The sequence below is a fragment of the Pseudomonas sp. CG7 genome (assembly GCF_023701885.1).
Classification (GTDB): Bacteria; Pseudomonadota; Gammaproteobacteria; order Pseudomonadales; family Pseudomonadaceae; genus Aquipseudomonas; species Aquipseudomonas zanjanensis.
Genome location: NZ_JABAEE010000004.1, coordinates 118,447 through 144,330 on the forward strand (window position 1 = coordinate 118,447; position 25,884 = coordinate 144,330).

Genomic DNA, 25,884 nt, shown 5'->3' on the forward strand with positions numbered 1-25,884 from the left:
AACTCCTTAATAGGATGGGCGCGCTATCCTTGCGCACGACACCATTGGGCCGGGTCGCTGGGGCGACCCTGCTGACGAATAGCGAAATACAGCGCTGGCGTATCCTGCCCGCCACTGTTGCCGACCGTGGAGATGGACTCACCGGCCTTGACCACATCGCCCGCCGCCTTGAGCAGCGTCTGGTTGTGGCCGTACAGGCTCAAGTAACCGTTGCCGTGATCGAGGATCACCAATAGGCCGGCGCCACGCAACCAGTCGGCGAATACCACGCGCCCGCCATGCACGGCATGCACCTGGCTGCCGGCGGAAGCGCTGATCATGACCCCGTCCCACTTGGTACGGGTGTCGTCGCCGCGGGTTTCGCCGAAGCGCGCAAGCAATCGACCATTGACCGGCCATGGAAGTTTGCCTCGGGCTGAAGCAAAAGCACCGCCGAAGGTTTCGCCATCACTGGAAACCAGCGCGCCGGGGCTGGTTTTTGCCGGTTTGCGCGGGGCGTCGCCGGCGTCCGCGTCGGCCTGTGCTTCACGTAAGCGCTTTTTTTCGGCTTCCTGCTGGGCGATCAGCGCTTTCTGACGCGCTTCTTCTGCCTCTCGAGCCTGGCGGGCCAGGGTTTCCTCGATGGTTTTCAACACGTTGGCCAGTTCGGCCTGGTCCTGCTCGCGAGCCTTGAGCTTGCTGTCGCGGGCCTTCACGTCGTCATTGAGCTTGGCCAGGGCCACCTGGCGCTCCTTGCGAACCTTCTCGAGTTCTTCACGCTGGGTGTCGAGGCTGCTTTTCTGCACCAGCAACTGGGCTTGCTGCAGCTCGATGTCTTTTTCGACATTGGCCAGCTGGCGCAGGGTTTCGTTGAAATTCTTGAGTTGCTCCAGGCGGGCCTGGCTCAGGTAGTCGTAATAAGTGAGGGTGCGGGCGAATTTCTCGGGGTTCTGTTGGTTGAGCAGCAGCTTGAGGTATTCCTGGCGACCGTTCTGGTAGGCGGCCCGGGCCTGGATGGCGATCAGCTTTTGCTGCTCAGTGCGCGCGCCCTGGAGTTTTTTTTTCTCTCCATCGAGCCGCTGCAGCTCGGATTCGCTTTTCTTCAGCTCTTTTTGCAGGGCGTCGACCTGCTTCTCCAGCTTGCCCATCTCGGTTTCGGTGCCGCGCAGGTCTTTCTGCACGCTGGATTTTTCTTCCTGCAACTTGCCCAGCAGCTTTTTCAGCTCGGCAATGTCCTGGCGCGTGGCTTCCAACTGCTGTTGGGTTTGCGCGCGCTCGTCGGCAAAGGCCGGTTGAAGCAGGCAGGTCAGAGCGAGGGCTATCAGGACGCGAAGCATAGAGGCGGGCGACACCAGGGAACGGGACGGCCTAGTATGCCCGCCCCACGCTGCAAAAAAAACGCCCATTTGGGGCTGTGTGATAACTGGCCGAAAAAACACCTTGAACCCTGTGGGAGCGAGCTTGCTCGCGATGAGGCCATGACATCCAACATAGATGTTGACTGTAATACCGCTATCGCGAGCAAGGTCGCTCCCACATTGGTATGTGTTGGGTCAGACCAGGATCGAAGTCCCGGTCATCTCCGCCGGCTTCTCCATGCCCAGCAACATCAGCATGGTCGGCGCTACGTCAGCCAGCACGCCGCCGTCGCGAACCTTGAAGTCACGCTTGCCGACATAGATGAACGGCACCGGCTCGGTGGTGTGGGCGGTGTGGGCCTGGCCGGTGGATTCGTCGGACATCTGCTCGACGTTGCCGTGGTCGGCCGTGATCAACGCTTCCCCGCCGACTTTTTCCAAAGCCTCGACGATGCGACCCACGCAGGTGTCCAGGCATTCCACGGCCTTGACTGCCGCCTCGAACACGCCGCTATGGCCCACCATGTCGCCGTTGGCATAGTTGACAACGATGACGTCGTAGCGCTGGTTCTCGATGGCATCGACGATGCGGTCGGTCACTTCCGGCGCGCTCATTTCCGGTTGCAGGTCGTAGGTGGCGACTTTTGGCGACGGGATCAGGATGCGTTCCTCACCCGGGAAAGGTTCTTCACGGCCACCGGAGAAAAAGAACGTCACGTGGGCGTACTTTTCGGTCTCGGCGATGCGCAGCTGGGTCTTGCCGTTTTTCGCCAGGTAGTCGCCGAGCACATTTTCCAGGCTGCCGGCGGCGAAGGCCGATGGCGCGGGAATGCTGGCGGCGTATTGAGTCAGCATCACGAAACCGGCCAGTTTCGGCAGGCGGGCGCGTTCGAATTCCTTGAAATCGTCTTCGACAAATACGCGGGTCAGTTCGCGGGCGCGGTCGGCGCGGAAGTTCATGAACACCACGGCATCGCCGTCTTCGACTTTAACCGGCGCGCCGAGGGTGGTGGCCTTGACGAATTCGTCGCTTTCGCCGCGCTCGTAGGCGGCTTGCAGGCCTTCTTGCGCGGTGGCGGCGTGAAACTCGGCATTGCCATCGACGATCAGGTTGTAAGCCTGGGCGACTCGGTCCCAGCGGTTATCCCGGTCCATGGCGAAGTAGCGACCGATCAGGCTGGCGATCCGGCCTTTGCCCAGCGCCTTGAACGCGTCGTCCAATACTTTGATCGACGACTCGGCGCTCTTCGGTGGCGTATCGCGGCCATCGAGAAAGGCGTGCAGATAAATATTTTCAGCACCGCGCTTGGCAGCGAGTTCGGCCATGGCGACCAGGTGGTCCTGGTGGCTGTGCACGCCGCCGTCGGACAACAGGCCCATGAAGTGTACGGCCTTGCCGGCGGCCACGGCTTTATCCACGGCGGCGCAGATGGTCGGGTTTTCGAAAAATTCGCCGTCGCGGATCGATTTGGTCACGCGGGTGAAGTCCTGGTACACCACACGGCCTGCGCCGAGGTTCATGTGGCCGACTTCGGAGTTGCCCATCTGCCCGTCCGGCAGGCCGACATCCATGCCGCTGCCGGAGATCAGGCCGTTGGGTACGGTGGCCCACAAACGGTCCAGCACCGGCTTGTTGGCCGAATACACGGCGTTGGATTCGTGGCTGTCACTGTGACCGAAGCCGTCGAGAATCATCAGGACCAAAGGTTTAGGCGTGGTAGTCATGGAATCCACTCGTGGCGGGTTAAAAGAAGACGATGGAAAAGGGACGGGCAGTTTAAAGGTAAGTTCCGACGGCGTCACCGCCGGGCGGGGTTTGGCCGGCCTTGCGTGCTGTGTATACTGGCCGACATTTTAACGCCCTGGAACCTCCTTCGATGGTTGCTCACCTGATTGAATTTGCCACTAACCACTACATTCTCGTCGGTATCTTCGTCGTACTGCTGGCGTTGCTGGTTGCCCACACGATGCAGGGCGGCGGACGCAGCCTGAGCACCGGCGAGCTGACCGCGCTGGTCAACAAGGACGCCGGCGTCGTGGTCGATATCCGCCCGAGCAAGGACTACGCCGCCGGTCACATTGTCGGCGCGCTGAACATTCCTCAGGACAAACTGATCGCTCGTGCGGCCGAACTGGAAAAACACAAGGCCAAGACACTGATTCTGGTGGACGCCCAGGGCCAGCAGGCCGGTACCCTTGCCCGCGAACTGATGAAGTCCGGCTTCACCGCCGCCAAACTGTCCGGTGGCGTTGCGAGCTGGAAAGCCGACAATCTGCCCCTGGTGAAGTGACATGCCCCACGTAGTTGTCTATTCCAGCGATTACTGCCCTTATTGCTCCCGAGCCAAGCACCTGCTCCAGAACAAAGGCGTGGCTTTCGAAGAGATCAAGGTCGACGGCAAGCCGCAACTGCGCGCCGAAATGACCCAGAAGGCCCGGCGCACCTCCGTGCCGCAGATCTGGATCGGCGACACCCACGTGGGCGGTTGCGATGACCTGTTCGCCCTGGAGCGCGCCGGCAAGCTCGACGCGCTGCTCAAGGCCTGAATTCCCAATTAATAGAACCTGAGAGTAAGAAGGATCTGCGATGACTGACCAACAGAACACAGCTGCCACTGAAGAAGAAGCCGCACCGCAATTCTCCTTGCAGCGCATTTACGTTCGCGACCTGTCTTTTGAAGCCCCGAAAAGCCCGGCGATCTTTCGCCAGCAGTGGGAGCCGAGCGTAGGCCTGGACCTGAACACCCGTCAGAAAGCCCTGGAAGATGACTTCCACGAAGTGGTGCTGACCCTGTCGGTGACCGTGAAGAACGGTGACGAAGTGGCGTTCATCGCCGAAGTGCAACAGGCCGGTATCTTCCTGATCAAGAACCTGGACGCCGCTTCGATGAGCCACACCCTGGGCGCGTTCTGCCCGAACATCCTGTTCCCATACGCCCGCGAAACCCTGGACAGCCTGGTGACCCGCGGTTCGTTCCCGGCCCTGATGCTGGCTCCGGTGAACTTCGATGCCCTGTACGCGCAAGAACTGCAGCGCATGCAACAGGAAGGCGGCGCGACCGTTCAGTAAACGGCGCTCCAACGCCTGAATACAAAACCTGTGGGAGCGAGCTTGCTCGCGATGGCGGTGTATCAGTCGACATCAAAGCTGACTGACCCAATGCTATCGCGAGCAAGCTCGCTCCCACAGGTGTTTCTGGCTGGCAGCCAGGGCTCAGGCGAAGCCGTTCTGCCGCCACGCCTCATAAACCGCCACCGCCACGGTGTTGGACAGGTTCAGGCTGCGGCAGCCTTCGCGCATTGGCAGGCGCAGGCGCTGCTCGGCGGGCAGGGCGTCCAGCACGTCAGCCGGCAGGCCACGGCTTTCCGGGCCGAACAGGAACGCATCACCAGCGACGAAGCTGGCGTCATGGAACGGCCGCGAACCCTTGGTGGTAAAGGCGAACAGGCGCGGATGCCCGAGGCTCTCCAGGCAACTGGCGAGGTCGGCGTGACGCTGCAAGGTGGCATACTCGTGATAGTCGAGGCCGGCCCGGCGCAAGCGCTTGTCGTCCATGTCGAAGCCCAGCGGTTCGATCAAATGCAGGTGGCAGCCGCTGTTGGCGCACAGCCTGATGACGTTGCCGGTATTGGGCGGTATTTCCGGTTGAAAAAGGATGACGTGAAACATGCACGGCTCCGCAGATAAAGATGAGCGGCATTCTACGCCGCAAACCGACCGACGTTCGAAGCTATTGCCTCGGGTGATGGGGTCGTTGGCGATCGTCGGCATGATGGTGGGGCTGATGATCGGGCGCCTGACCACGCCCGACCCGAGCGCGTTGCAACAGGTCGAAGTGACAGACGGGGCGCTGGTGGCCTGGTTCAACAATGAACCCAAGCTCCATGGGGAAATCGTCGACGGCTCGGTGGCGCTGCTGCTCCAGGCAGAAGGCCGGCCGCAGAAGGGCCAGTTGAAAGTCAACGGCAAGGACGTGAACTGGCGGGTGCGCTTGAGTGACAAGGGGTTGTTGCTGACGCTGGTGGCGGCGCGTCCGTTGCGAGGGGAGTGGACCGGCAGCGAAGTCGATGACCGCTGGCGGTTGGAGATCCGTCTCCAGGAGCAATAAAAGAGGGAATCCCCGGCCTGCCTGTACCAAGGTCCCCAAAACGGGAGGGCTCGCGCTGAGCGCGTGGCCCTGGGTGTAAAGAAGGGAAACCTTGACCTGCCTGAATCAAGGCCCCCAAAACAGTGGGCTCGCTGAGCCCGTATAAAATGGGGAATCCCCGGCCTGCCTGTACCAAGGTCCCCTAAACTGGGTAGTGATCTAGCTATTGCAGGGGGCGTGCCAGTTTTAAATGGTTTGTCACAAAAAGACCGCTGGTGATGTGAAAAGCCCCGTATTCCGGGGCTTTTGCTTTTGTTTGTGCGTTTTTTTTCGAGCTGTGCCGATGGGGTTTGGCTTGTGGTGCATGTGCAATTGCGGTTCGCAGTGCATTGATGCGGTGCATGAAGCCTTTAAAAGCATCGTCGGATCGCCGCCCGGAGCAAGCTCGCTCCCACGGTAGCTCTGTGTCGTTCACAAAACCTGTGGGAGCGAGCTTGCTCGCGATGGGGCCTCCAAATTCAGCGAAGGGTCAAAGGCTGATCAGCCCTCATCCCCGTCATCATCATCCCCACCATCGACCTTCATCCCCAATTCCTTGATCTTGCGGGTCAAGGTATTGCGGCCCCAGCCCAGTAGCACGGCCGCATCGCGGCGGCGACCGGCGGTGTGCTTGAGGGCGGTTTCGATCATGATCCGCTCGAAGCTGGGCACGGCACTGTCCAACAGGCTCGACTGGCCACGGGCCAGGGCCTGGTCGGCCCACTGGCGCAGGGCTTGTTCCCAGTTGGTCACCGGGGCCGAATCCTGCGGCAGGCTCAACAGCTCCGGCGGCAGGTCGCTGATGTGCACCTCGCGACCCGAAGCCATCACCGTGATCCAGCGGCAGGTGTTCTCCAACTGGCGCACGTTGCCCGGCCATGGCAGGTTCTTGAGGTATTCCTCGGTTTCGCTCTTGAGCAGCTTGGGCTCGACCGCCAGTTCCTGGGCCGCGCGGCTGAGGAAGTGCCGGGCCAGGGTCGGGATGTCTTCACGACGGTCCGCCAGGCGCGGGATATGGATGCGGATCACGTTCAGGCGATGGAACAAGTCCTCACGGAATTTGCCGGCGTGCACCAGGGTTTCCAGGTTCTGGTGGGTCGCGGCGATGATGCGCACATCGACCTTGACCGGCGTATGGCCGCCGACCCGATAGAACTCGCCATCGGCCAATACGCGCAACAGGCGGGTCTGGGTGTCAGCCGGCATGTCTCCGATTTCATCGAGGAACAGCGTGCCGCCGTCGGCTTGCTCGAAACGCCCACGGCGCAGGTTGGCCGCGCCGGTGAACGCGCCTTTCTCGTGGCCGAACAGTTCGGACTCCATCAAGTCCTTGGGAATCGCCGCCATGTTCAGCGCGATGAACGGCGACGCCGCCCGTGGACTGTGGCGATGCAGGGCGTGGGCCACCAGTTCCTTGCCGGTGCCCGACTCGCCGTTGATCAGCACGGTGATGTTGGAGTGGCTCAAGCGCCCGATGGCGCGAAACACTTCCTGCATCGCCGGAGCTTCGCCGATGATTTCCGGGGTGCGGGCCAGGGCCGGCACTTCTTCCAGGCCCTGTTGCTCCTGGGCGTGCTGGTTGGCGCGCTTGACCAGCGACACCGCTTCGTCGACGTCGAATGGCTTGGGCAGGTATTCAAAAGCGCCGCCCTGGTAAGACGCCACGGCGCTGTCCAGGTCGGAATGGGCGGTCATGATGATCACCGGCAGCCGCGGATGCTGTTCGCGAATTCGCGCCAACAGATCCAGGCCGCTGGCGCCCGGCATGCGGATGTCGGAGATGATGACGTCCGGTTGCTGACGCGCCAGGCGACTCATCACCCCGTCGGCGCTGTCGAAGCTCTGGGTGGTCATGCCTTCCTGTTGCAAGGCTTTTTCCAGGACCCAACGGATAGAACGGTCGTCATCGACGATCCACACGGTTTCACTACGGCTCATGTCGATGTGGCTCCTTGTTCCAGTGGCAGGAAGATCGAGAAGGTGGTGTGGCCGGGGTGGCTCTCACATTCGATCAAGCCCTGATGCTGACTGATGATGTTCTGGGTAATGGCCAGGCCCAGCCCGGTACCGTCCGGACGGCCGCTGACCATGGGGAAAAAGATGGTTTCCTGCAGCTCGGCTGGGATGCCCGGGCCGTTGTCGATGATTTCGATCTTGGTCACCAGGCGATGGCGCACATGGCCGATGGTGAATTGGCGCATGGCGCGGGTCCGCAGGCTGATGCGGCCCAGGCGCAGTTCGTTCTGGCTGCTGATGGCCTGCATGGCGTTGCGCACGATGTTCAGTACGGCCTGGATCATTTGTTCGCGGTCGATCAAGACATCGGGAATGCTCGGGTCATAGTCGCGCACCAAGGTGATGCAGCCCTGGCTTTCGGCTTCCACCAGGCTGCCGACACGTTCCAGCACTTCATGGACGTTGCACATCGCCAGGGATGGCAGCTTGTTCGAGCCAAGCATGCGGTCCACCAGGTTCCGCAGGCGGTCGGCTTCTTCGATGATGACGTTGGTGTAGTCCTTGAGGCTTTCTTCCGGCAGTTCGCGGGCGAGCTACTGCGCCGCGCCACGTATCCCGCCGAGGGGATTCTTGATCTCATGGGCGAGGCCGCGCACCAGCATCTTGCTGGTTTCCTGCTTGGACAATTGCGCCTCTTCCTTGGTGATGCGCAGCAGCCGATCACGGGGATGGACTTCCAGCAGCAGCAAAGTGGCACCGTTGTTCAGGATCGGCGTGACTGCGTAATCCACGGTCAGGGTCTGGCCGGTCAGGGCGGTGAGCATCGCCTCACGCTTGGTGAACGGGTGGGCCTGCTCCACCGCTTGGCGCAGGGAGTTGAGCGCTTCGGCGGATTCGGTGAACAGCTCGCTGATGAACTGCCCGTGACTGCGCTGGCCGCTGACGGCCAGGAGCATCTCCGCCGCCGGGTTCATATACTCGAGGCGCAATTCTGCGTCGAGCAGGATGGTCGCGGTGGTGAGGTTGTCGAGCAGCAAGCGGTGTAGTGCGTCGCTAATGGTCATCAGGACCTCTTTTGGAGCGTAGCAACTGGGGACCGATCCCAAATTGCGCGCGCGATTAATGCGCTGTTGCGAGGAAAATGCAAAAACCAAACCAAGGCTCCGAAAAGAAGCGTTTAGAGCCTCAAAAGGGTGTTTTTCGGTCGGTTGCGTGGCGTTCTGCCAGCTTTTTCGGGTACTTTCGAACCAAAATGGGTTTTGGATCTGGGTATCGTGCAAGCTATTGCACCAATATAGTGCGTCGGTCTGGGTGGTGTTAGAAGAACGGCAAGATGCTGCTTTTTTCTTCTTCAGGTTTTTCGGCGAGAGGGCACTCGGGCCGTTGACCGTAGTCGGCCGTGGCGCAGGGCTTGATGCGGCGCTTTTGCGCCAGGGACATGCGCTGCATGTGGAAGGGCTGGTTGGCGGTGCGCTCGACGATGCGGTCCTGCTCGTCAAGGATTTCCACCGCCAGATGATGGCTGCCCCGGTCGATGTTACTCAAGGCGAATACCGGGCTCGGCCCCGGCGCGCCCGTCGGCTGGCCGTCGAGCAACAGCCGGTAGCGGTGGCCTTTTTTAAGGCCGGGCTCGCTGGTGACGCTGACGATCAGTTCGCCTGCGGTGCTGCGTATTGTCGCGTCCGGCTCGGGTATCAACAGCCGGAGCATTTCGTAATGGAACAGCGGCTCGGGCCGGGCTTCGGCCGCAGGCGCCGAGGGTGTGCTCGCCGGCGGCGTCGGCATCCGGTTGCCGGGTGACACTTGGACTTTCTTTGCGTTGCCAGGGCGCGGCTGATCGGTGAACACACGATTACCCTGGGCATCGATGTAGGTGTAGACCTGCGCCACCCCGGGCAGCGCCGCCAATGCCAGGCCAAGGGCGAGCCACCAGCGGATCATGGTCGGTGCACCCGTTGCACGGTGAACGTGACGGTTTCGCTTTGCTGCACAAGGTTCTCTCCGTCGATGACCTGAACCGCCAGGCTGTGTTCGCCCCGATCGATATTCATCAATTGCAGGCGCGGCACGTTGCTCGGCTGGCCGTAGGGCTGTCCGTCCAGCAGCAAACGGAACAGATGGGGGCTGCGCAGGCGCGGTTGGGCACGCACGCCCACGGTGAAGGTGCCGTTGTTGGCACGCAGGGCCTCCTCGGTGGGGATGTCGATCAGTTCCAGGATCTCATAGGCATTGCGCGGTTCGTCGCTGTTCGCGGGGGCTGGTGGGGTGTCCGGGCTGGTTGGGGATTGACGTTCGATGCTGTTGAGCGGTGGCAACTCCACTGTCTGCGCCGGTACGCCTTGGGGCGGCTGGTTGCTGTAGGCGGTGTTGCCCTCGGCGTCGGTGTACTTGTAGATATGCGCGGCGGCAGGCAGCGCCAGCAGCAACAACAGGATGATTAAAAAACCGCGACCCATGGGAAATCAACCGAAAACCAGAGTGATGGATGCAGCATAGGCCAGGGCGGATGGTTGGCCCAGTTGTTGTGTTGCTCCCACAGGGGATTTGCTGTGAGCACACATCTTGAGCCCGATGCAAAACCATTGTGGGAGCGAGCTTGCTCGCGATAGCGGCGTGTCAGTCATTGGGGTGTTGGATGTGCCGGCCTCATCGCGAGCAAGCTCGCTCCCACAGGGGATCGGTTGTGAGCACACATCTTGGGCTCGATGCAAAACCACTGTGGGAGGGGGGGCTCAGGATTTCGGGGAGATACACAGTCCGCCGGTTGCCCGGATCAAGGCGAGCCTGTGTATCGGGTGCTGTTTGTTGTGGTGGGTGGCTCGGGCCAGCCATTGCGGGCAGTGCGGGTCGGTGCGGTAGGGGGCGAAATCGGCCAGTTGCTGCAATAGGCGTTTTTGCAGTCGATCAAGTTGTGGGCGGATCTCGCCTACCAAGTCCGGGCGTGGCAGGTCCGGGGCCTTGCCGTCCAGGGCCCAGTCGGACAAGTTGATGTATTGCACCATTTTGTTGGCTTCTATCTGGGCGGCGAAAAACGCTTCCACGGTTTCACCACTCAACTTGTAGGCCGGCGCCTGGGCAACGGCGGCGGCAATGACTTCACGCTCGCGCTGACGGTCCTCCACAGGTTTGCCACTGTCCCATTTGCTCAACGCTACCTGGTCGGCGATGGCCAGGCGTTCGCCAATGGCGTTGAGCAGCGGGGTGAGGTCGTCAGGGGCGCGGGTCGAGGCGGCTTCGGCGGTGGTAGCCAGCAGCGCGGCAGACAGGGCAAGGCAGAGCTTGAAGCGCAACGTCATGGTCAGTCTCGTCTTCTGTGGGGGAGCGACGAGGCATCATGCACTTAACCTGCCCCCATAAAAAAGGCCTCCCGAAGGAGGCCTCTCTTTAGTTCACGCCGTGCGTGGCGGCGCTTACTGGATCAGCAGCTGTAGTACAGCTCATATTCCAGTGGGTGTACGAAGGTGCGAACCTTGATTTCTTCTTCGCTTTTCAGTGCGATGTAAGCGTCGATGAAGTCATCGCTGAATACGCCGCCCTTGGTCAGGAACGCACGGCCCTTGTCCAGCTCTTCCAGGGCTTCTTTCAGGCTGCCACAGACCTGTGGGATTTCCTTGGCCTCTTCAGGCGGCAGGTCATACAGGTTTTTGTCAGCGGCATCGCCAGGGTGGATCTTGTTCTGGATACCATCCAGGCCGGCCATCATCAGTGCAGCGAAGGCCAGGTACGGGTTGGCAGCCGGATCCGGGAAGCGTGCTTCGATACGGCGGGCTTTAGGGCTGTTCACGTAAGGAATACGGATCGAGGCGGAACGGTTGCGAGCCGAGTAGGCCAGCATGACCGGAGCCTCGAAGCCTGGGACCAGACGCTTGTAGGAGTTGGTCGACGGGTTGGTGAAGCCGTTCAGGGCCTTACCGTGCTTGATGATACCGCCGATGAAGTACAGGGCGGTGTCCGACAGGCCGGCATAGCCTTCGCCTGCGAAGGTGTTCTTGCCGTCCTTGGAGATCGACATGTGGACGTGCATGCCCGAACCGTTGTCGCCGTACAGAGGCTTCGGCATGAAGGTCGCGGTGCGGCCGAAGGCGTCAGCCACGTTGTGTACGCAGTACTTGAGGGTCTGTACTTCGTCAGCCTTCTTGACCAGCGTGTTGAATTTCACGCCGATTTCGTTCTGGCCGGCAGTCGCCACTTCGTGGTGGTGAACTTCGACGGTCTGGCCCATTTCTTCCAGTGCGTTGCACATGGAGGTACGGATTTCGTGGTCGAAGTCGAACGGTGGAACCGGGAAGTAACCGCCCTTGATACCTGGACGGTGGCCTTTGTTGCCGCCTTCCACGTCCTGGTCGGACATCCACGAACCTTGTTCGGAGAAGATCTTGAACATGGAGCCGGAGATGTCGGACTTGAACTTGACCGAGTCGAAGATGAAGAACTCAGGCTCAGGGCCGAAGAAAGCGGTGTCGCCGATACCGGTGGACTTCAGGTATTCCTCGGCACGGTGGGCGATGGCGCGTGGGTCGCGGTCATAGCCTTGCATGGTCGAAGGTTCGATGATGTCGCAGACCAGGATCAGGGTCGGCTCTTCGGTGAACGGGTCCAGGACGGCGGTTTCGTCGTCCGGCATCAGGATCATGTCGGAGGCTTCGATGCCTTTCCAGCCGGAGATGGAGGAACCGTCGAACATCTTGCCGATTTCGAAGAATTCGTCGTCCAGCGCATCACGGGCCGGCATGGTCACGTGATGTTGAGTGCCTTTGGTGTCAGTGAAGCGCAGATCAATCCACTTGACGTCATGATCTTTGATGAGTTGAACCGACTTCGACATATGTCCTCCGGGTGGCTTCGGGCGGGTAGTGGAGTGCCCTTAGATATGGGTGATGCCGGCGCGAATACTCTGCCAAGGCAACCTGCCTCACAAGGGAGCAAATTGCATGCCAGTGCCCCAGCATGGGTTTTTTGCACCAAATCCACGCTTTTAAAGGCGTAAATCACAGATTGTCAGACAATAACGCACTGCAATGTGGCGCCGTCAATCGATAATGACCTGTTTTGGTGCATGTAAAACCATCTGCACAGAAACTGGTTAAACCTTGAGCAATTTCCGCTATAATCCGCGCCCCCCTTTTTCGGCTGGCCGTTCGCGCGCTGTTTTCATGAAACTAATCGTAAAAGTCTTCCCCGAGATCACCATCAAGAGCCGCCCGGTACGGATGCGTTTCATCCGCCAGTTGGCCAAGAACATCCGTGCTGTGCTCCGAGACCTGGACCCGGCTGTGGTGGTGAATGGCGTGTGGGACAACCTCGAGCTGGAAACCCGTGTCAGCGAACCCAAGGTCCTGAAGGAAATGACCGAGCGCCTGAGCTGCATGCCGGGCATCGCGCATTTTCTGCAAGTCGACGAATACCCGTTGGGTGATTTCGACGACATCCTTGCCAAGTGCATGCTTCATTATGGTGACGCACTGACCGGCAAGATCTTTTCGGTGCGTTGCAAGCGTGCGGGCAAGCACGCGTTCAGCTCGATGGATGTGGAGAAGTACGTCGGCAGCCAATTGCGCCGGCAATGCGGCGCGGCCGGTATTTCGTTGAAAGATCCGGAAGTCGAAGTCCGCATCGAAATTCGCGACCAGCGGCTATTCGTGATCCACAGCCAGCACAACAGCATCGGCGGTTATCCGCTGGGTTCGCTGGAGCAGACCCTGGTGCTGATGTCCGGTGGCTTCGACTCCACGGTAGCCGCCTACCAGATCATGCGTCGCGGGTTGATGAGCCATTTCTGCTTCTTCAACCTGGGCGGGCGCGCCCATGAATTGGGCGTGATGGAAGTGGCGCACTTCATCTGGAAGAAGTACGGCAGCTCCCAACGCGTGTTATTTGTGAGTGTGCCGTTCGAGGAAGTCCTGGGCGAGATTCTCGGCAAAGTCGATAACAGTCATATGGGCGTCATTTTGAAGCGTATGATGTTGCGCGCCGCTTCACGAATTGCCGACCGCCTGCAAATCGACGCGCTGGTGACCGGCGAGGCGATCTCCCAGGTGTCGAGCCAGACGTTGCCGAACCTGTCGGTGATCGACTGCGTGACCGAGAAGCTGGTCTTGCGTCCACTGATCGCCAGCCACAAGCAGGACATCATCGACCAGGCCAATGAAATCGGCACCGCCGAGTTTGCCCGGCACATGCCCGAGTACTGTGGCGTCATCTCGGTCAATCCGAAGACGGCGGCCAAGCGCGGGCGGGTAGAGCACGAAGAGAAAGAATTCGACATGGCGGTGCTCGAGCGAGCGCTCGAAAACGCCAGGCTGGTGCCGATCGATCGGGTGATCGATGAATTGGGCCAGGATGTTCAAATTGAAGAAGTCGGCGAAGCGTTGGCCGGTCAGATCATCATCGACATCCGCCATCCGGATGACGCTGAAGACGACCCGCTGAGTGTCGCCGGCATCGAGGTAAAAACGATGCCGTTCTATGCAGTGAACGCGCGTTTCAAGGAACTGGACCCTACTCGCCAGTACCTGCTGTATTGCGACAAAGGCGTGATGAGTCGCCTGCATGCCCACCATTTGCTCAGTGAGGGGCATGCCAATGTGCGCGTTTATCGACCGAGCTAAGTGCCCGGGGCTGATTGCCTGTGGCCTGCGTCACCGGCCCCCCGACGCCGCCGACACGCTGTAACTGTCGGACTCAACGTAAATCGCTGCCACGACCTGTCAGCACACCGAATCCTCTGATCGAGATACACAAGTGATCGAAAATCTACGCAACATCGCCATCATTGCTCACGTTGACCATGGTAAGACCACCCTGGTAGACAAACTCTTGCGTCAATCCGGCACCCTGGAGCGCAACGAGCTCAACGACGAGCGCGTGATGGACTCCAACGACCAGGAAAAAGAGCGCGGTATTACCATCCTGGCGAAAAACACCGCCATCAACTGGAACGGCTACCACATCAACATCGTGGACACCCCGGGCCACGCCGACTTCGGTGGTGAAGTAGAGCGCGTGATGTCGATGGTCGACTCCGTACTGCTGCTGGTTGACGCTCAAGACGGCCCTATGCCGCAAACCCGTTTCGTGACCAAGAAGGCGTTCGAAGCCGGCCTGCGTCCGATCGTGGTCATCAACAAGGTTGACCGTCCAGGCGCGCGTCCGGACTGGGTTCTGGACCAGATCTTCGACCTGTTCGACAACCTGGGTGCCACCGAAGAACAGCTGGACTTCAAAGTCGTCTACGCCTCGGCCCTGAACGGCATTGCCGGCCTGGACCACACCGCCATGGCGGAAGACATGACCCCGCTGTACCAGTCGATCGTCGACGACGTACCGGCACCGAAAGTCGACCGTGACGGTCCGTTCCAGATGCAGATCTCGGCACTGGACTACAACAGCTTCCTGGGTGTGATCGGTGTTGGCCGTATCGCCCGTGGTCGCATCAAGCCGAACACCCCGGTGGTCGCCATCGACGCTGAAGGCAAGAAGCGCAACGGTCGTATCCTCAAGCTGATGGGTCACCACGGCCTGCACCGCATCGACGTCGAAGAAGCAGCGGCCGGCGACATCGTCTGCATCAGCGGCTTCGACCAGCTGTTCATCTCCGACACCCTGTGCGACCCACTGAACGTCGAAGCGATGAAGCCGCTGACCGTTGACGAACCTACCGTTTCGATGACCTTCCAGGTCAACGACTCGCCGTTCTGCGGCCGCGAAGGCAAGTTCGTGACCAGCCGTAACATCAAGGAACGCCTGGACAAAGAGCTGCTCTACAACGTTGCCCTGCGCGTTGAAGAAGGCGACTCGGCCGACAAGTTCAAGGTCTCTGGCCGTGGTGAGCTGCACCTCTCGGTACTGATCGAAACCATGCGTCGCGAAGGCTTCGAAATGGGCGTGGGTCGTCCTGAAGTAATCATCCGCATGGTCGATGGCGTCAAGCACGAACCGTACGAAAACGTGACCATCGACCTGCCGGAAGAATCCCAGGGCGCGATCATGGAACAAATGGGCCTGCGTAAAGGCGACCTGACCAACATGGTTCCGGATGGCAAGGGCCGTGTGCGCCTTGAGTACAACATCCCGGCCCGTGGCCTGATCGGTTTCCGTAACGAGTTCCTGACCCTGACCTCCGGTGGCGGCATCCTGACCTCGATCTTCGATCGTTACGACGTGATGAAGTCCGGCGACATGTCCGGCCGTCAGAACGGCGTGCTGGTATCGGTTGCCACCGGCAAGGCCCTGACCTACTCGCTGGAAACCCTGCAAGCGCGCGGCAAGCTGTTCGTCGAGCACGGCCAGGATATCTACGAAGGTCAAATCGTCGGCCTGAACAGCCGCGACAACGACCTGGGCGTGAACCCGACCAAAGGCAAGAAGCTCGACAACATGCGTGCTTCGGGCAAGGACGAAACCATCGCCCTGGTTCCGCCGGTCAAGTTCACCCTGGAACAAGCGCTGGAGTTCGTGCAGGAAGACGAGCTGTGTGAAGTGACGCCTAAGTCGATTCGCCTGCGTAAGAAAATCCTTGGCGAAAGCGAGCGTACCCGCGCTGCCAAGAAAAGCGGCAACTGAGTTTCGACTTAGTTAGCAGCTAAAAAAACGCCCCCGGTCGTGAGATCGGGGGCGTTTTTTTATGCCTGGAAGTTATGTGGCGGCTGTCAGGGCCCTATCGCGAGCAAGCTCGCTCCCACAGTAGATCTTCAGCGGATACAGATTTTGTGTCCGACATGAATCCCCTGTGGGAGCGAGCTTGCTCGCGATGGCGATGGTTCAGGCGCTAGATAACCAACGGCTGATCAGAATCGATCCAACGTCCGTGGATTGCGCTCGCGCTCCACTTCCTTGGGCTTGTAGGCGCAATAGCCCGGCCGTGGCCCGACCCGAGGATGGTTGCGGCAGGTGTCCGGGCGCTTCTCGTAAATGGTGCACAGCCGGCTCTTGCGATCCAGATAAAGGCAATCGTTGTTGCTCATGCGCTGGAGCGTGAAGATTTCCGACTTCTGGTTGTAGCGCTCGACGATCCCTTCCTTTTGCAGGCGCTTGGCGATGTTCTTTGGCGGGTCGCCCAGATCGAACTCATCGACGATGCCGATGCGGATCAGGTCCTTGATCTTGACCTCCACCGGCAGCGTGCAGCAGCTCGACACGCAGGAACCGCACATCGGGGCGGAGTACTTGGCCCAGGTATCGAGTCGGTCGATCTCCGCGGCGGCGATCAGGTTGGGCTTCATCATCACGGTTTACCAGCATGCATCAGGGCGCGCGATCATACCGGGACTGGTGAAAGTTTGAACGACCATCTGCCGGTTTTTTTTGCATCCCGGTAAAACCTGTCCGGACCGGCACGGCCCCTGCATTCATTCGGCCATCCGGCAATTTCATGGCGGCGATTCTCCGGCACTCGGGGAAATCCACCGAACCAAGAGCCTGTACCGTCTGTCAGACCGTCTAGGCTCAGACAATTCCATGCTCGTTCGAGGTCCTATCAATGACTCAAGAACCACTTGTTCGCGAAGCTGAAGTTGCAGCATTTCGCGACGCCGTGTTGACCAAACTCACTTATGCCGTCGGCAAGGACCCCGATCATGCGTTTGATCACGATTGGTTCGAAGCCATTGCCCTCGCTGCCCGCGACCACATGGTCGAACACTGGATGGACCATACGCGGCAGATCTACCGCAAGGGTCAGAAGCGGGTCTATTACCTTTCCCTGGAATTTCTCATTGGTCGCTTGCTCTACGACAGCCTGAGCAACCTCGGCCTGCTGGACACCGCCCGTGAGGCCTTGACTGAGTTGGGCGTGGACCTGGAGCGCATCCGCCTGCTCGAACCCGACGCGGCGCTGGGCAACGGTGGCCTTGGCCGCCTGGCGGCGTGCTTCATGGAGAGCATGTCCACACTGGGTAGCGCCGGCCATGGCTACGGTATTCGTTACGAACACGGCCTGTTCCGCCAGGCGATCGTCGATGGCTGGCAACAGGAGCAGACCGAGCACTGGCTGGATTTCGGCAACCCGTGGGAGTTCGAGCGTCCGGAAGTGGTCTACCCGATCGGCTTTGGCGGCAGCGTCGAAACCGTGACCGACGACACCGGCAAGACCCGCCAGGTCTGGTCCCCGGCCGAAACCGTGCGGGCCATTGCCTATGACACGCCAGTGGTGGGCTGGCGCGGCGCCAGTGTCAACACCCTGCGCCTGTGGCGCGCCCGGGCGGTAGAAGACCTGCACCTGGAACGCTTCAATGCCGGCGACCACTTGGGCGCGGTAGCGGAAGTGGCCCGGGCCGAGAGTATTTCCCGCGTGCTGTACCCAGCCGACAGCACCGAAGCCGGGCAGGAACTGCGCCTGCGCCAGGAATATTTCTTCGTCGCCGCCTCGTTGCAGGACTTGCTGCGCCGCCATCGCAACATGCACACCTCGGTGCTGACCTTGGGCGATCACGCGGCCATCCAGCTCAACGACACGCACCCGTCCATTGCCGTGGCCGAGTTGATGCGGCAGTTGGTGGACGTCTACGACGTGGCCTGGGACGCGGCCTGGCAGGTCACCCAGGACACGCTGTCCTATACCAATCACACGCTGTTGCCCGAAGCCCTGGAAACCTGGCCGGTGGGGCTGATGGAGCGCATGTTGCCCCGGCACATGCAGATCATCTACCTGATCAACGCCCAGCACATCGATTCGCTGCGGGCCAAGGGTGTGCACGATTTCGACGTGCTGCGCGCGGTGTCGCTGATCGAGGAGGACAACGGTCGCCGGGTGCGCATGGGCAACCTGGCGTTCCTCGGTTCCCACAGCGTCAATGGCGTGTCCGGGCTGCATACCCAGTTGATGCGCAGCACGGTGTTCTCCGAGCTGCACAAACTCTATCCGGAGCGGATCAACAACAAGACCAACGGCATCACCTTCCGCCGCTGGCTGTTCCAGGCCAACGCTGAATTGACTTCGATGATGGTCGACGCCCTCGGCCCGAGCGTGCTCGACAACCCCGAGGAGCGCTTGATCGAACTGGAACCGTTTGCCGACAAGCCGGCGTTTCGCAAGCAGTTCGCCGAGCAGCGCCTGCACAGCAAGAAGGCCCTGGCGTACCTGATTCACGAGCGACTGGGCATCGCCGTCAACCCGGCGGCGATGTTCGACGTGCAGGTCAAGCGGATCCACGAGTACAAGCGCCAGTTGCTCAACCTGATGCACACCGTGGCGCTGTACCAGGCGATTCGTGCCGAGCCGGAAGTGGACTGGGTGCCGCGGGTGAAGATCTTCGCCGGCAAGGCCGCCGCCAGTTATCACCAGGCCAAGCTGATCATCAAGCTGACCAACGACATCGCCCGGGTGGTGAACAACGACCCGACCGTGCGCGGCTTGCTCAAGGTGGTGTTCCTGCCCAACTACAACGTCAGCCTGGCCGAAAGCATCATCCCGGCGGCGGATTTGTCGGAGCAGATTTCTACCGCCGGTTTCGAAGCTTCGGGCACCAGCAACATGAAGTTCGGCCTCAACGGTGCGCTGACCATCGGCACCATGGACGGCGCCAACGTGGAAATGCATGACCGCGTCGGTGGCGAGCACATGTTCATCTTCGGCCTGACCGCCGAGCAGGTCGAGGCGCGCAAGCGCAACGGCGAATTCAGCGCCGCGCCGGACATCGCTGCGTCCCATCGGCTCAACGATGTGCTGCAGGCGATTCGTGGCGGGGTGTTCTCGCCGGACGATCCGATGCGCTACACCGGGCTGGTGGACTCGTTGGTGGATTACGACCGCTTCTTGGTTTGCGCCGATTTCGACGCCTACTGGAACGCCCAGGCCAAGGTCGAAGAGAAGTGGCACGATTCCAAGCAATGGTGGCGTTCTGCGGTGCTCAACACCGCGCGCATGGGCTGGTTCTCCTCGGACCGGACCATTCGGGAATACGCCACCGACATCTGGAAAGCCCTGGAGTAGCCTTTACTGCAAGAAATGTGAGCGAAGCCCAACGGCGGTTGGGCTTCGTCGATATACTAGGCGCCAGTTTCGCCGGGCTGTGCAGCCGGACTCGGTACTGGAAATGCCAACCATCCAATGTGGGAGCGAGCTTGCTCGCGATAGCAGCCTGTCAGGCAACATTAATGTCACCTGACACACCGCATCGCGAGCAAGCTCGCTCCCACAGGGCTTGGGGGTTTTCCACTAGACTGATCCAGGCACCGCATCACCCCGGTTACGCCCGCAACGGGCCGCTTAGGGATATCGACCATGCAATGGATCTTGACGTTGTTGGGCCTGGCACTCGGCTGGGTGGTGGACGAGTCGTTCGCCGATGCGCTGATAGGCGCACTGGTGGGGCTTGGCATCGCCCAGGCGTTTCGACTGGGGCGCCTGGGAGTCCAGGCCGCCAAGCAACAGATCTTGTTGCAGGAAGCCCAGCAGAGCGTGCTCACGCTGGAAGCCCGCCTGGCGGTTCTCGAACGCGGCAAGGTGGCCGAGCCACCTGATCCGACGCCAGCGCCCGAGGTTGCCGTGCCCCAGGCCGCGCAGCCCGCGACGCGTAGCGAGCCGCAGCTCGTCTGGGAGTTGCCGCCAGACCTCGAACCCGTTTCCGCGATGGCCAGCCAGGCCAGCCAGCCGTTGCCCGAGAACATTTGGAAACCCGCGCCAGAGACGTCCAGTCGACGTGCCAACCGCGACTTTGCCCCTTTGCCCCTGGAGCCGATCGCTGCGGAGCCGGCGGCCCCGCGCGGCCCGAATCTGTTCGACCGCGCCGTGCCGGGCGCGCGCAACTGGCTGGTTGGCGGCAATACCGGGCTGCGAGTCGGTGTGCTGCTGTTGTTCCTCGGCCTGGCGTTCCTGCTGCGCTACGCCACCGAAGGCATGGTGGTGCCGATCGAAGTGCGTTACGCCGGTGTCGCGGCCAGTGCGTTGGGCCTGCTGGGCCTGGGCTGGTGGTTGCGCCAACGCAACAGCAGTTATGCGCTGATGCTCCAGGGGACCGGGATCGCCGTGCTGTACCTGACGGTGTTCGCCGCCATGCGCCTGCATCCGTTGCTCGACTCCAAGGCGGCCCTGGGTTTGCTGGTGGCGGTCACGGTGTTCTCGGCGATCCTCGCGGTTACCCAGAACGCCATGGGCTTGGCTGCTGCGGCGGCGCTGGGCGGGTTTGCCGCCCCGATCCTGACCTCCACCGGCAGCGGCAACCACGTTGCCCTGTTCAGCTATTTCATCCTGCTCAATGCCGGCATCCTCGCGATCGCCTGGTTCAAGGCCTGGCGCCTGCTCAACCTGATCGGTTTTGTCGGCACCTTCGGCATCGGTTTCGCCTGGGGCCTGCGTTCCTACACACCGGAACTGCTGTGGAGCACCGAGCCGTTCCTGATCCTGTTCTTCCTCATCTACCTGGCGATTGGCTTGCTGTTCACGCGGCGCAAATTGTTGGAAATGAGCGACGCTCCCGAAGACGCTAGCCGCGAGGCGTTGCTGCGCTGGTCGGCGCGCAAGGGCGATTACGTGGACGGCAGCATGCTCTTCGGCCCGCCGCTGGTGGGCTTCGGCTTGCAGTTCGCGTTGGTGCAGCACCTGGAATTCGCCGCCGCCTTCAGCGCCCTGGCCCTGGGCATGATCTACATGGGCCTGGCTCGGCTATTGATGGGTGGGCGCGCCCTGCTGTTGGCGGAAACCTGCCTGGCCCGGGGGGTGATTTTTGCCAGCCGGGCGATCCCGTGGGGGCTCGATGCCCGTTGGACCGCGGCGGCGTGGGCCGTGGAAGGCGCGGGAATCTACTGGCTGGGCCGGCGCCAGCAACGTCCATTGGCCCGGGCTTTTGCCTTGTTGCTGCAAGTGGGCTCGGCACTGGCGTTCCGCAGCGAGTTGCGCACTGGCGACGGCAGCCTGCTCGATGGTTCACCGCTGGGAGCATTGATGCTCGGCGGCGCCTTGCTGTTCACCTTCTACCAGTTGCTCAAGGCTGAGCCCGGACACTGTTCGCATTGGGAACGCCAAGGCCGGCCGATGCTGGCGGTGCTGGGGCTGAGTTTCCTCTATCTGCTGGCACCGCTGTTCTTCCTCACCCACGGCACCGCCATTGCCTGGGCCCTCGCCGGTTTGGCGACGCTGTTTGTCGGCCTGCGCCTGCAATCGCGTAGCTTCCTGTTCACGGCGTTTGCGGTGCAATTGCTCGGCGGCGCGCTGTTCCTGTTGCGCTTGCAAGGTGCCGAGGGCGATGCCTCAGCGGTGTTCAGCGCGGGTTGGAGCGGTTTGCTCAGTGCCTCGCTGATCGGCCTGGCGTTGATCGGCGGCATGGTGCTGGCGGCGCGCGACGACATGGTGCGCAACGATGTCCGGCTGCTGCGCGGCTTGGCGGTGGTATTGCTGGCGGGGCTGGTGCTGATCAATCTCGCGGTGCTGTTCGTCCTGCCGTGGCAAACGGCGAGCGGCGTATGGGCGGCCAGCGGCCTGTTGATCATCTGGCTGAGCCTGTACCTGAAACAACGGGTGAGCTTTGTCTTCGGCCTGCTGCTGCAACTGCTGGGCGGTGCGGCGTTCCTGACGGCGGGGCCGGCGCTGTTGGGGCCGCTCAATGCCGAGGACCTGCGGCCCCTGGCCCATAGCGGCTTCTGGACGCCGTTGGTGCTGGGGCTGGCAGCGCTGGTGGGGGCATGGCGCCTGCAACGGGCGCATGCCGCGCAGGAACTCGATGCCTTGAGCTTGCAGCGCCTGTCCGAGCTGTTGCTGATCTGGGGCGCCGGTTGGTGGGCGCTGGCGTGGGTCAGCGAAGTGCTGCGCTTCGCCCCGGCGAACCTGCAAGGCAGCTTGCTGTTGACGGTCGCGGCGCTCAGCGTGGCGGTGTGGAGCGTGTTGTCGCTGCGCTTGAAATGGCCGGCGCTGGGGCTGCTGTGCACCTTGTTGATCCCGGCGGCGGGTTGTGTGCTGGTGGCAACGGGGCACAGCCATTACCACCCGGCGGCGAACGGTGGCTGGCTGGCCTGGCTGGCGGTATTCGCCGTGCATTTCCTCTCGCTCAAGCGCCTGGCCGAGACGCTGCCGGCGCAGGCGCGCAGTACGGCCCACGTCCTCGGTTGCTGGTTGCTGATGGCGGTGTTGATGCTGGAGTTGCGTTACGGCCTGCTGTTGCTGTCCGAGCAGTACAATGCCTGGCGCTGGCTGGCCTGGGCGATCCTGCCGGGCTTGTACCTGGTGCTGATGGCCACGCCGCGTACCTTGCCATGGCCGGTCTCGGCCCAGCCGCGCGAATACCGGGTCTACGCGGCGGCGCCCATGGCGCTGTTGATGCTCGGTTGGTTCTGGCTGACCAACACCTTCAGCGATGGCAACTCAGAGCCACTGCCTTATGTGCCGTTGCTCAATCCCCTGGAACTGGGCCTGCTGTTCGCCTTGTTCGGTATCTATGTGTGGGCCCGCAACGCCGTGGCGCAATCGACGAACCGCTGGAGTCGCGTCGGGTACATCGCCCAGTTGATCGCCGGTGTGTCGCTGTTCGCGGTCTTCACTGCCCTGGTGATGCGTACGGCTCACCAGTGGATGGGGGTCCCGTACGAGCTGGATGCGCTGCTCGAGTCAATGTTCGTGCAGGCCGGCTTGTCCATTGTCTGGACCCTGATCGCCCTGGGCCTGATGATCGGTGGTCACCTGCGCCATCGTCGAGAAGTGTGGCTGGTGGGCGCGGCGTTGATCGCCGTGGTCGTGGCGAAGCTGTTCTTTGTCGAATTGAGTAACCGTGGCGGTCTGGCGCGGATCGTGTCGTTTATCGGCGTGGGCGGGTTGTTGCTGGTGGTGGGCTACTTCGCGCCGCTGCCGCCAAAACGCCCGGAAACGGCCTCACCGGTCGAGCCGCCGATGCCTGTCAGGGAGGGAGTGTCATCTTGAGTCGCACGTTGAATCGGATCGGGCTGGGTGTGGTCGGGTTGTGGGTGGCCTTGTCGGCTACGGCCCAGGAGCAACCGGCGGATTTCGCCCATCAGGTGCCGTTGGCCTTGAGCGGCGAAGGACCGTGGTATCGCCTCCCTTTGCCATTGGACGTTCAATTGCAAGCGCGGCAGACCGACCTGAGCGACTTGCGAGTCTTCAACGCCGCCGGCCAGGCCCAGGCCTACGCCTTGGTGCGCGAGTCGGCTCAGAGTCGGGAAAACCGCACCTTCACCGACGTGAAGTGGTTCCCGCTGTACAACGCCGCCGATGACAACGAGCGCGCGCCCAGCGTGCGGGTGCAATCGAACGCCAACGGCACCCTGGTTGAAGTCCAACCCGCCAGCCGGCTCGAAGCCGGGGAAGAGGCGTTGCGTGGCTGGTTGTTGGATGCCAGTGCGATCAAGGCACCGCTGCAGCAGTTGATCCTCGACTGGACCAGTGAGCGCGACGGTTTCCAGCGATTCACCATCGAAGCCAGCGACGATTTGCAGCACTGGCAGTCATGGGGCGAAGGCCAGGTGGCGCGCCTGACCTTTGCCGACGAGCAGGTCGAACAGCATGAAGTGAATCTGCCGGGGCAGCCGGCGCGCTATCTGCGGCCGCTGTGGGATGCGCCGTCCTCGGCGCCGGTGCTGACCTCGGCCCAGTTGCAAAGCGCCAGCCGCGAAAACCTGCCGTTGCCACTGGCCTGGTCGCAGCCGTTGGCCGGCAGCACGACGAAGACCGGTGAATACACCTGGCAGCTGCCCATGGGGCTGAACATCGAACAGGTGGAGGTCGAACTGAGCCAAGCCAACAGCCTGGCGCCGGTGACCCTGGCTGGCCGCCGCGAAAGCAGCCATCCGTGGCAGCCGCTGGGCGCTGGTTTGCTTTATCGCCTGACCCAGAACGGCCAGGACGTGCTGCAAAACCGTCTGCAACTGTCCGGCCAGACCGTGCAGCAACTGAAATTGACCGTGGACGAGCGCGGCGGTGGCCTGGGAACCGAAGCCCCGGCGTTGCGCTTTGCCGTGCGTCCGACCCAAGTGGTGTTCCTGGCGCGGGGCGAAGGCCCCTACCGCCTGGCGCTGGGCAGCGCGACAGCCAAGGCGGCCAGCTTGCCATTGACCACGTTGGTGCCCGATTACAAACCGTCGCGCCTGGCGGCGTTGGGGACGGCGACGGTGAACGGCTCGGCCACTTCGCCGCCGGTTACGGCCGCTGCCGCTGTGCCGGCGACGGTCGATACCAACTGGAAGAAAATCGGCTGGTGGGCGGGGCTGCTGCTGAGCGTGCTGTTCCTCGCGGCGATGGCTTTCAGCCTGCTGCGCAAGCCGCCGGTCAAGAGCTGAGGTGTGTTCATCGCGAGCAAGCTCGCTCCCACACTGGACCGTGTTCCTCGGAAGAACTCGGTCAACTGTGGGAGCGAGCTTGCTCGCGATGGCGCCCTGTCATTCAACAGAAATACCCAGGCGAACCGCTGCGCCGTGAACTCAATCCTCCATATCCCGTCTCATAGGAGGAATTAAGTCCCGACTCGCGCTAAACTGCGCGGGTTTTCCGCCCCCTATTATTCGGAGCCGTCCATGTCCCGCGTTACCTTGAGTCGCTATTTGATTGAGCAGCCCCGCAGCAACACTACCCCTGCCGATCTGCGCTTTTTGATCGAAGTGGTGGCGCGTGCGTGCAAGGAGATCAGCCACGCCGTCTCCAAAGGCGCCTTGGGTGGTGTCCTGGGCAGCATGGGCACCGAAAACGTGCAGGGCGAAGTGCAGAAGAAGCTGGACGTGCTGTCCAACGAAATCCTGCTCGAAGCCAACGAATGGGGCGGTCACCTGGCGGGCATGGCGTCCGAGGAAATGGACAATGCCTACCAGATTCCCGGCAAATACCCCAAGGGTGCCTACCTGCTGGTGTTCGACCCACTGGACGGTTCGTCGAACATCGACATCAACGCGCCGGTCGGCACCATCTTCTCGGTACTGCGTTGCCCGAACGAGTACCTGAGCCAGAACGAAGCCCTGAATGAAAAGGCCTTCTTGCAGCCAGGCACCGAGCAGGTTGCCGCCGGTTATGCCATCTATGGTCCGCAGACCATGCTGGTGCTGACCTTGGGCGACGGCGTCAAGGGCTTCACCCTGGACCGCGAGATGGGCAGCTTCGTCCTGACCCACGAAGACATCACCATTCCTGAAACCACCCAGGAATTCGCCATCAACATGTCCAACCAGCGTCACTGGGAAGCTCCGGTACAACGCTACGTCAGTGAGTTGCTGGCCGGTGAAGAAGGCCCGCTGAAGAAGAACTACAACATGCGCTGGGTCGCCGCGATGGTTGCCGATGTGCACCGGATCCTGACCCGTGGTGGCCTGTTCATGTACCCGCGCGACAGCCGCGAGCCCTCCAAGCCAGGCAAGCTGCGCCTGATGTACGAAGCCAACCCGATGTCGTTCCTGGTGGAGCAGGCCGGTGGCGCTTCCACCGATGGCCACCAGCGCATCCTTGATATCAAGCCTGAAGGCCTGCACCAGCGTGTGGCCGTGTTCCTCGGCTCGAAGGAAGAAGTGGCCCGCGCCACGGCTTACCACAAGGAGTAAAT

Annotated in this window: 19 protein-coding genes and 1 pseudogene; 10 read left to right on the forward strand and 10 right to left on the reverse strand. The window is 61.6% G+C overall.

All coding sequences use genetic code 11. The features are described 5' to 3' along the window. Window positions 1–23 precede the first annotated feature (23 nt). Window positions 24–1,316: a murein hydrolase activator EnvC family protein gene (locus HGO40_RS03480; protein ID WP_186710853.1), complete on the reverse strand. Its 1,293-nt coding sequence runs from the start codon at window positions 1,314–1,316 to the stop codon at window positions 24–26. 216 nt (window positions 1,317–1,532) lie between these two features. Continuing rightward, on the reverse strand, window positions 1,533–3,062 hold the full coding sequence (gpmI, locus tag HGO40_RS03485) for a 2,3-bisphosphoglycerate-independent phosphoglycerate mutase (RefSeq protein ID WP_250961891.1): 1,530 nt from the start codon (window positions 3,060–3,062) through the stop codon (window positions 1,533–1,535). A gap of 152 nt (window positions 3,063–3,214) precedes the next feature. On the opposite strand from gpmI, the gene HGO40_RS03490 reads away from it, so the two are divergent. The 3 genes from HGO40_RS03490 to secB are packed head-to-tail and all read left to right on the forward strand — an operon-like array spanning window position 3,215 to window position 4,407. Then, window positions 3,215–3,628, forward strand: a complete 414-nt coding sequence (locus HGO40_RS03490) for a rhodanese-like domain-containing protein (RefSeq protein ID WP_186710851.1) — start codon at window positions 3,215–3,217, stop codon at window positions 3,626–3,628. Between the two features lies 1 nt (window position 3,629). Continuing rightward, window positions 3,630–3,884, forward strand: coding sequence for a glutaredoxin 3 (gene grxC, locus HGO40_RS03495; RefSeq protein WP_186710850.1), 255 nt, complete (start codon window positions 3,630–3,632; stop codon window positions 3,882–3,884). A 40-nt stretch (window positions 3,885–3,924) separates the two neighbouring features. Next, a complete protein-coding gene (gene secB / locus HGO40_RS03500; protein ID WP_058546235.1) occupies window positions 3,925–4,407 on the forward strand; it encodes a protein-export chaperone SecB in 483 nt (160 codons plus the stop codon). A 144-nt stretch (window positions 4,408–4,551) separates the two neighbouring features. On the opposite strand, the gene trmL is transcribed toward secB, so the two are convergent. Beyond that, window positions 4,552–5,007: a tRNA (uridine(34)/cytosine(34)/5-carboxymethylaminomethyluridine(34)-2'-O)-methyltransferase TrmL gene (trmL, locus tag HGO40_RS03505; RefSeq protein WP_053117534.1), complete on the reverse strand. Its 456-nt coding sequence runs from the start codon at window positions 5,005–5,007 to the stop codon at window positions 4,552–4,554. Between trmL and HGO40_RS03510 the strand changes: the two genes are divergently transcribed. Continuing rightward, the gene (locus HGO40_RS03510) at window positions 5,006–5,446 is read left to right on the forward strand and encodes a hypothetical protein (RefSeq protein ID WP_250961892.1); all 441 of its coding nucleotides are present in this window, start codon (window positions 5,006–5,008) and stop codon (window positions 5,444–5,446) included. The two genes, trmL and HGO40_RS03510, sit on opposite strands and share 2 nt — an antisense overlap. A 519-nt stretch (window positions 5,447–5,965) precedes the next feature. Here the strand turns inward: HGO40_RS03510 and ntrC are convergent. The 6 genes and pseudogenes from ntrC to glnA all read right to left on the reverse strand — a co-directional run bounded on the left by ntrC (window position 5,966) and on the right by glnA (window position 12,245). Continuing rightward, on the reverse strand, window positions 5,966–7,402 hold the full coding sequence (gene ntrC, locus HGO40_RS03515; protein ID WP_186706133.1) for a nitrogen regulation protein NR(I): 1,437 nt from the start codon (window positions 7,400–7,402) through the stop codon (window positions 5,966–5,968). Then, window positions 7,399–8,484, reverse strand: a pseudogene (gene glnL / locus HGO40_RS03520) (nitrogen regulation protein NR(II)). The gene ntrC and the pseudogene glnL overlap by 4 nt, the downstream one beginning before the upstream one ends. Before the next feature lie 253 nt (window positions 8,485–8,737). Further along, window positions 8,738–9,361 carry a DUF4124 domain-containing protein gene (locus HGO40_RS03525; RefSeq protein WP_250961893.1) on the reverse strand — a complete coding sequence of 208 codons (624 nt, stop codon included), beginning with the start codon at window positions 9,359–9,361 and terminating at the stop codon, window positions 8,738–8,740. Then, window positions 9,358–9,876 carry a DUF4124 domain-containing protein gene (locus HGO40_RS03530; protein ID WP_250961894.1) on the reverse strand — a complete coding sequence of 173 codons (519 nt, stop codon included), beginning with the start codon at window positions 9,874–9,876 and terminating at the stop codon, window positions 9,358–9,360. Before HGO40_RS03530 ends, HGO40_RS03525 begins: the two co-directional genes overlap by 4 nt. 276 nt (window positions 9,877–10,152) lie before the next feature. Continuing rightward, window positions 10,153–10,716 carry a chorismate mutase gene (locus tag HGO40_RS03535; RefSeq protein WP_250961895.1) on the reverse strand — a complete coding sequence of 188 codons (564 nt, stop codon included), beginning with the start codon at window positions 10,714–10,716 and terminating at the stop codon, window positions 10,153–10,155. Window positions 10,717–10,838: 122 nt separating this feature from the next. After that, a complete protein-coding gene (gene glnA, locus HGO40_RS03540; protein ID WP_057449143.1) occupies window positions 10,839–12,245 on the reverse strand; it encodes a type I glutamate--ammonia ligase in 1,407 nt (468 codons plus the stop codon). 328 nt (window positions 12,246–12,573) lie between these two features. Here glnA and thiI point away from each other — a divergent pair, with 328 nt between their 5' ends. After that, a complete protein-coding gene (gene thiI / locus HGO40_RS03545; protein WP_250961896.1) occupies window positions 12,574–14,028 on the forward strand; it encodes a tRNA uracil 4-sulfurtransferase ThiI in 1,455 nt (484 codons plus the stop codon). Window positions 14,029–14,161: 133 nt separating this feature from the next. After that, window positions 14,162–15,982 (forward strand): translational GTPase TypA, encoded by a 1,821-nt coding sequence (gene typA / locus HGO40_RS03550; RefSeq protein ID WP_250961897.1) that lies wholly within the window; start codon window positions 14,162–14,164, stop codon window positions 15,980–15,982. A gap of 224 nt (window positions 15,983–16,206) precedes the next feature. Here typA and HGO40_RS03555 read toward each other — a convergent pair whose 3' ends face one another. Continuing rightward, window positions 16,207–16,644, reverse strand: coding sequence for a YkgJ family cysteine cluster protein (locus HGO40_RS03555; protein ID WP_250961898.1), 438 nt, complete (start codon window positions 16,642–16,644; stop codon window positions 16,207–16,209). A 254-nt stretch (window positions 16,645–16,898) separates the two neighbouring features. On the opposite strand from HGO40_RS03555, the gene HGO40_RS03560 reads away from it, so the two are divergent. The 4 genes from HGO40_RS03560 (at window position 16,899) to HGO40_RS03575 (ending at window position 25,882) form a co-directional block, all read left to right on the forward strand. Then, a complete protein-coding gene (locus HGO40_RS03560; protein ID WP_250961899.1) occupies window positions 16,899–19,349 on the forward strand; it encodes a glycogen/starch/alpha-glucan phosphorylase in 2,451 nt (816 codons plus the stop codon). Window positions 19,350–19,640: 291 nt separating this feature from the next. Beyond that, on the forward strand, window positions 19,641–23,264 hold the full coding sequence (locus HGO40_RS03565; protein ID WP_250961900.1) for a DUF2339 domain-containing protein: 3,624 nt from the start codon (window positions 19,641–19,643) through the stop codon (window positions 23,262–23,264). Continuing rightward, complete coding sequence (locus tag HGO40_RS03570; RefSeq protein ID WP_250961901.1) at window positions 23,261–24,637, forward strand: DUF3999 domain-containing protein; 1,377 nt, start codon at window positions 23,261–23,263, stop codon at window positions 24,635–24,637. The genes HGO40_RS03565 and HGO40_RS03570 overlap by 4 nt, the downstream gene beginning before the upstream one ends. Window positions 24,638–24,871: 234 nt before the next feature. After that, entirely contained in the window at window positions 24,872–25,882 is a 1,011-nt protein-coding gene (locus HGO40_RS03575) for a class 1 fructose-bisphosphatase (RefSeq protein ID WP_250961902.1), read from the forward strand. The last annotated feature ends 2 nt before the right edge of the window (window positions 25,883–25,884 follow it).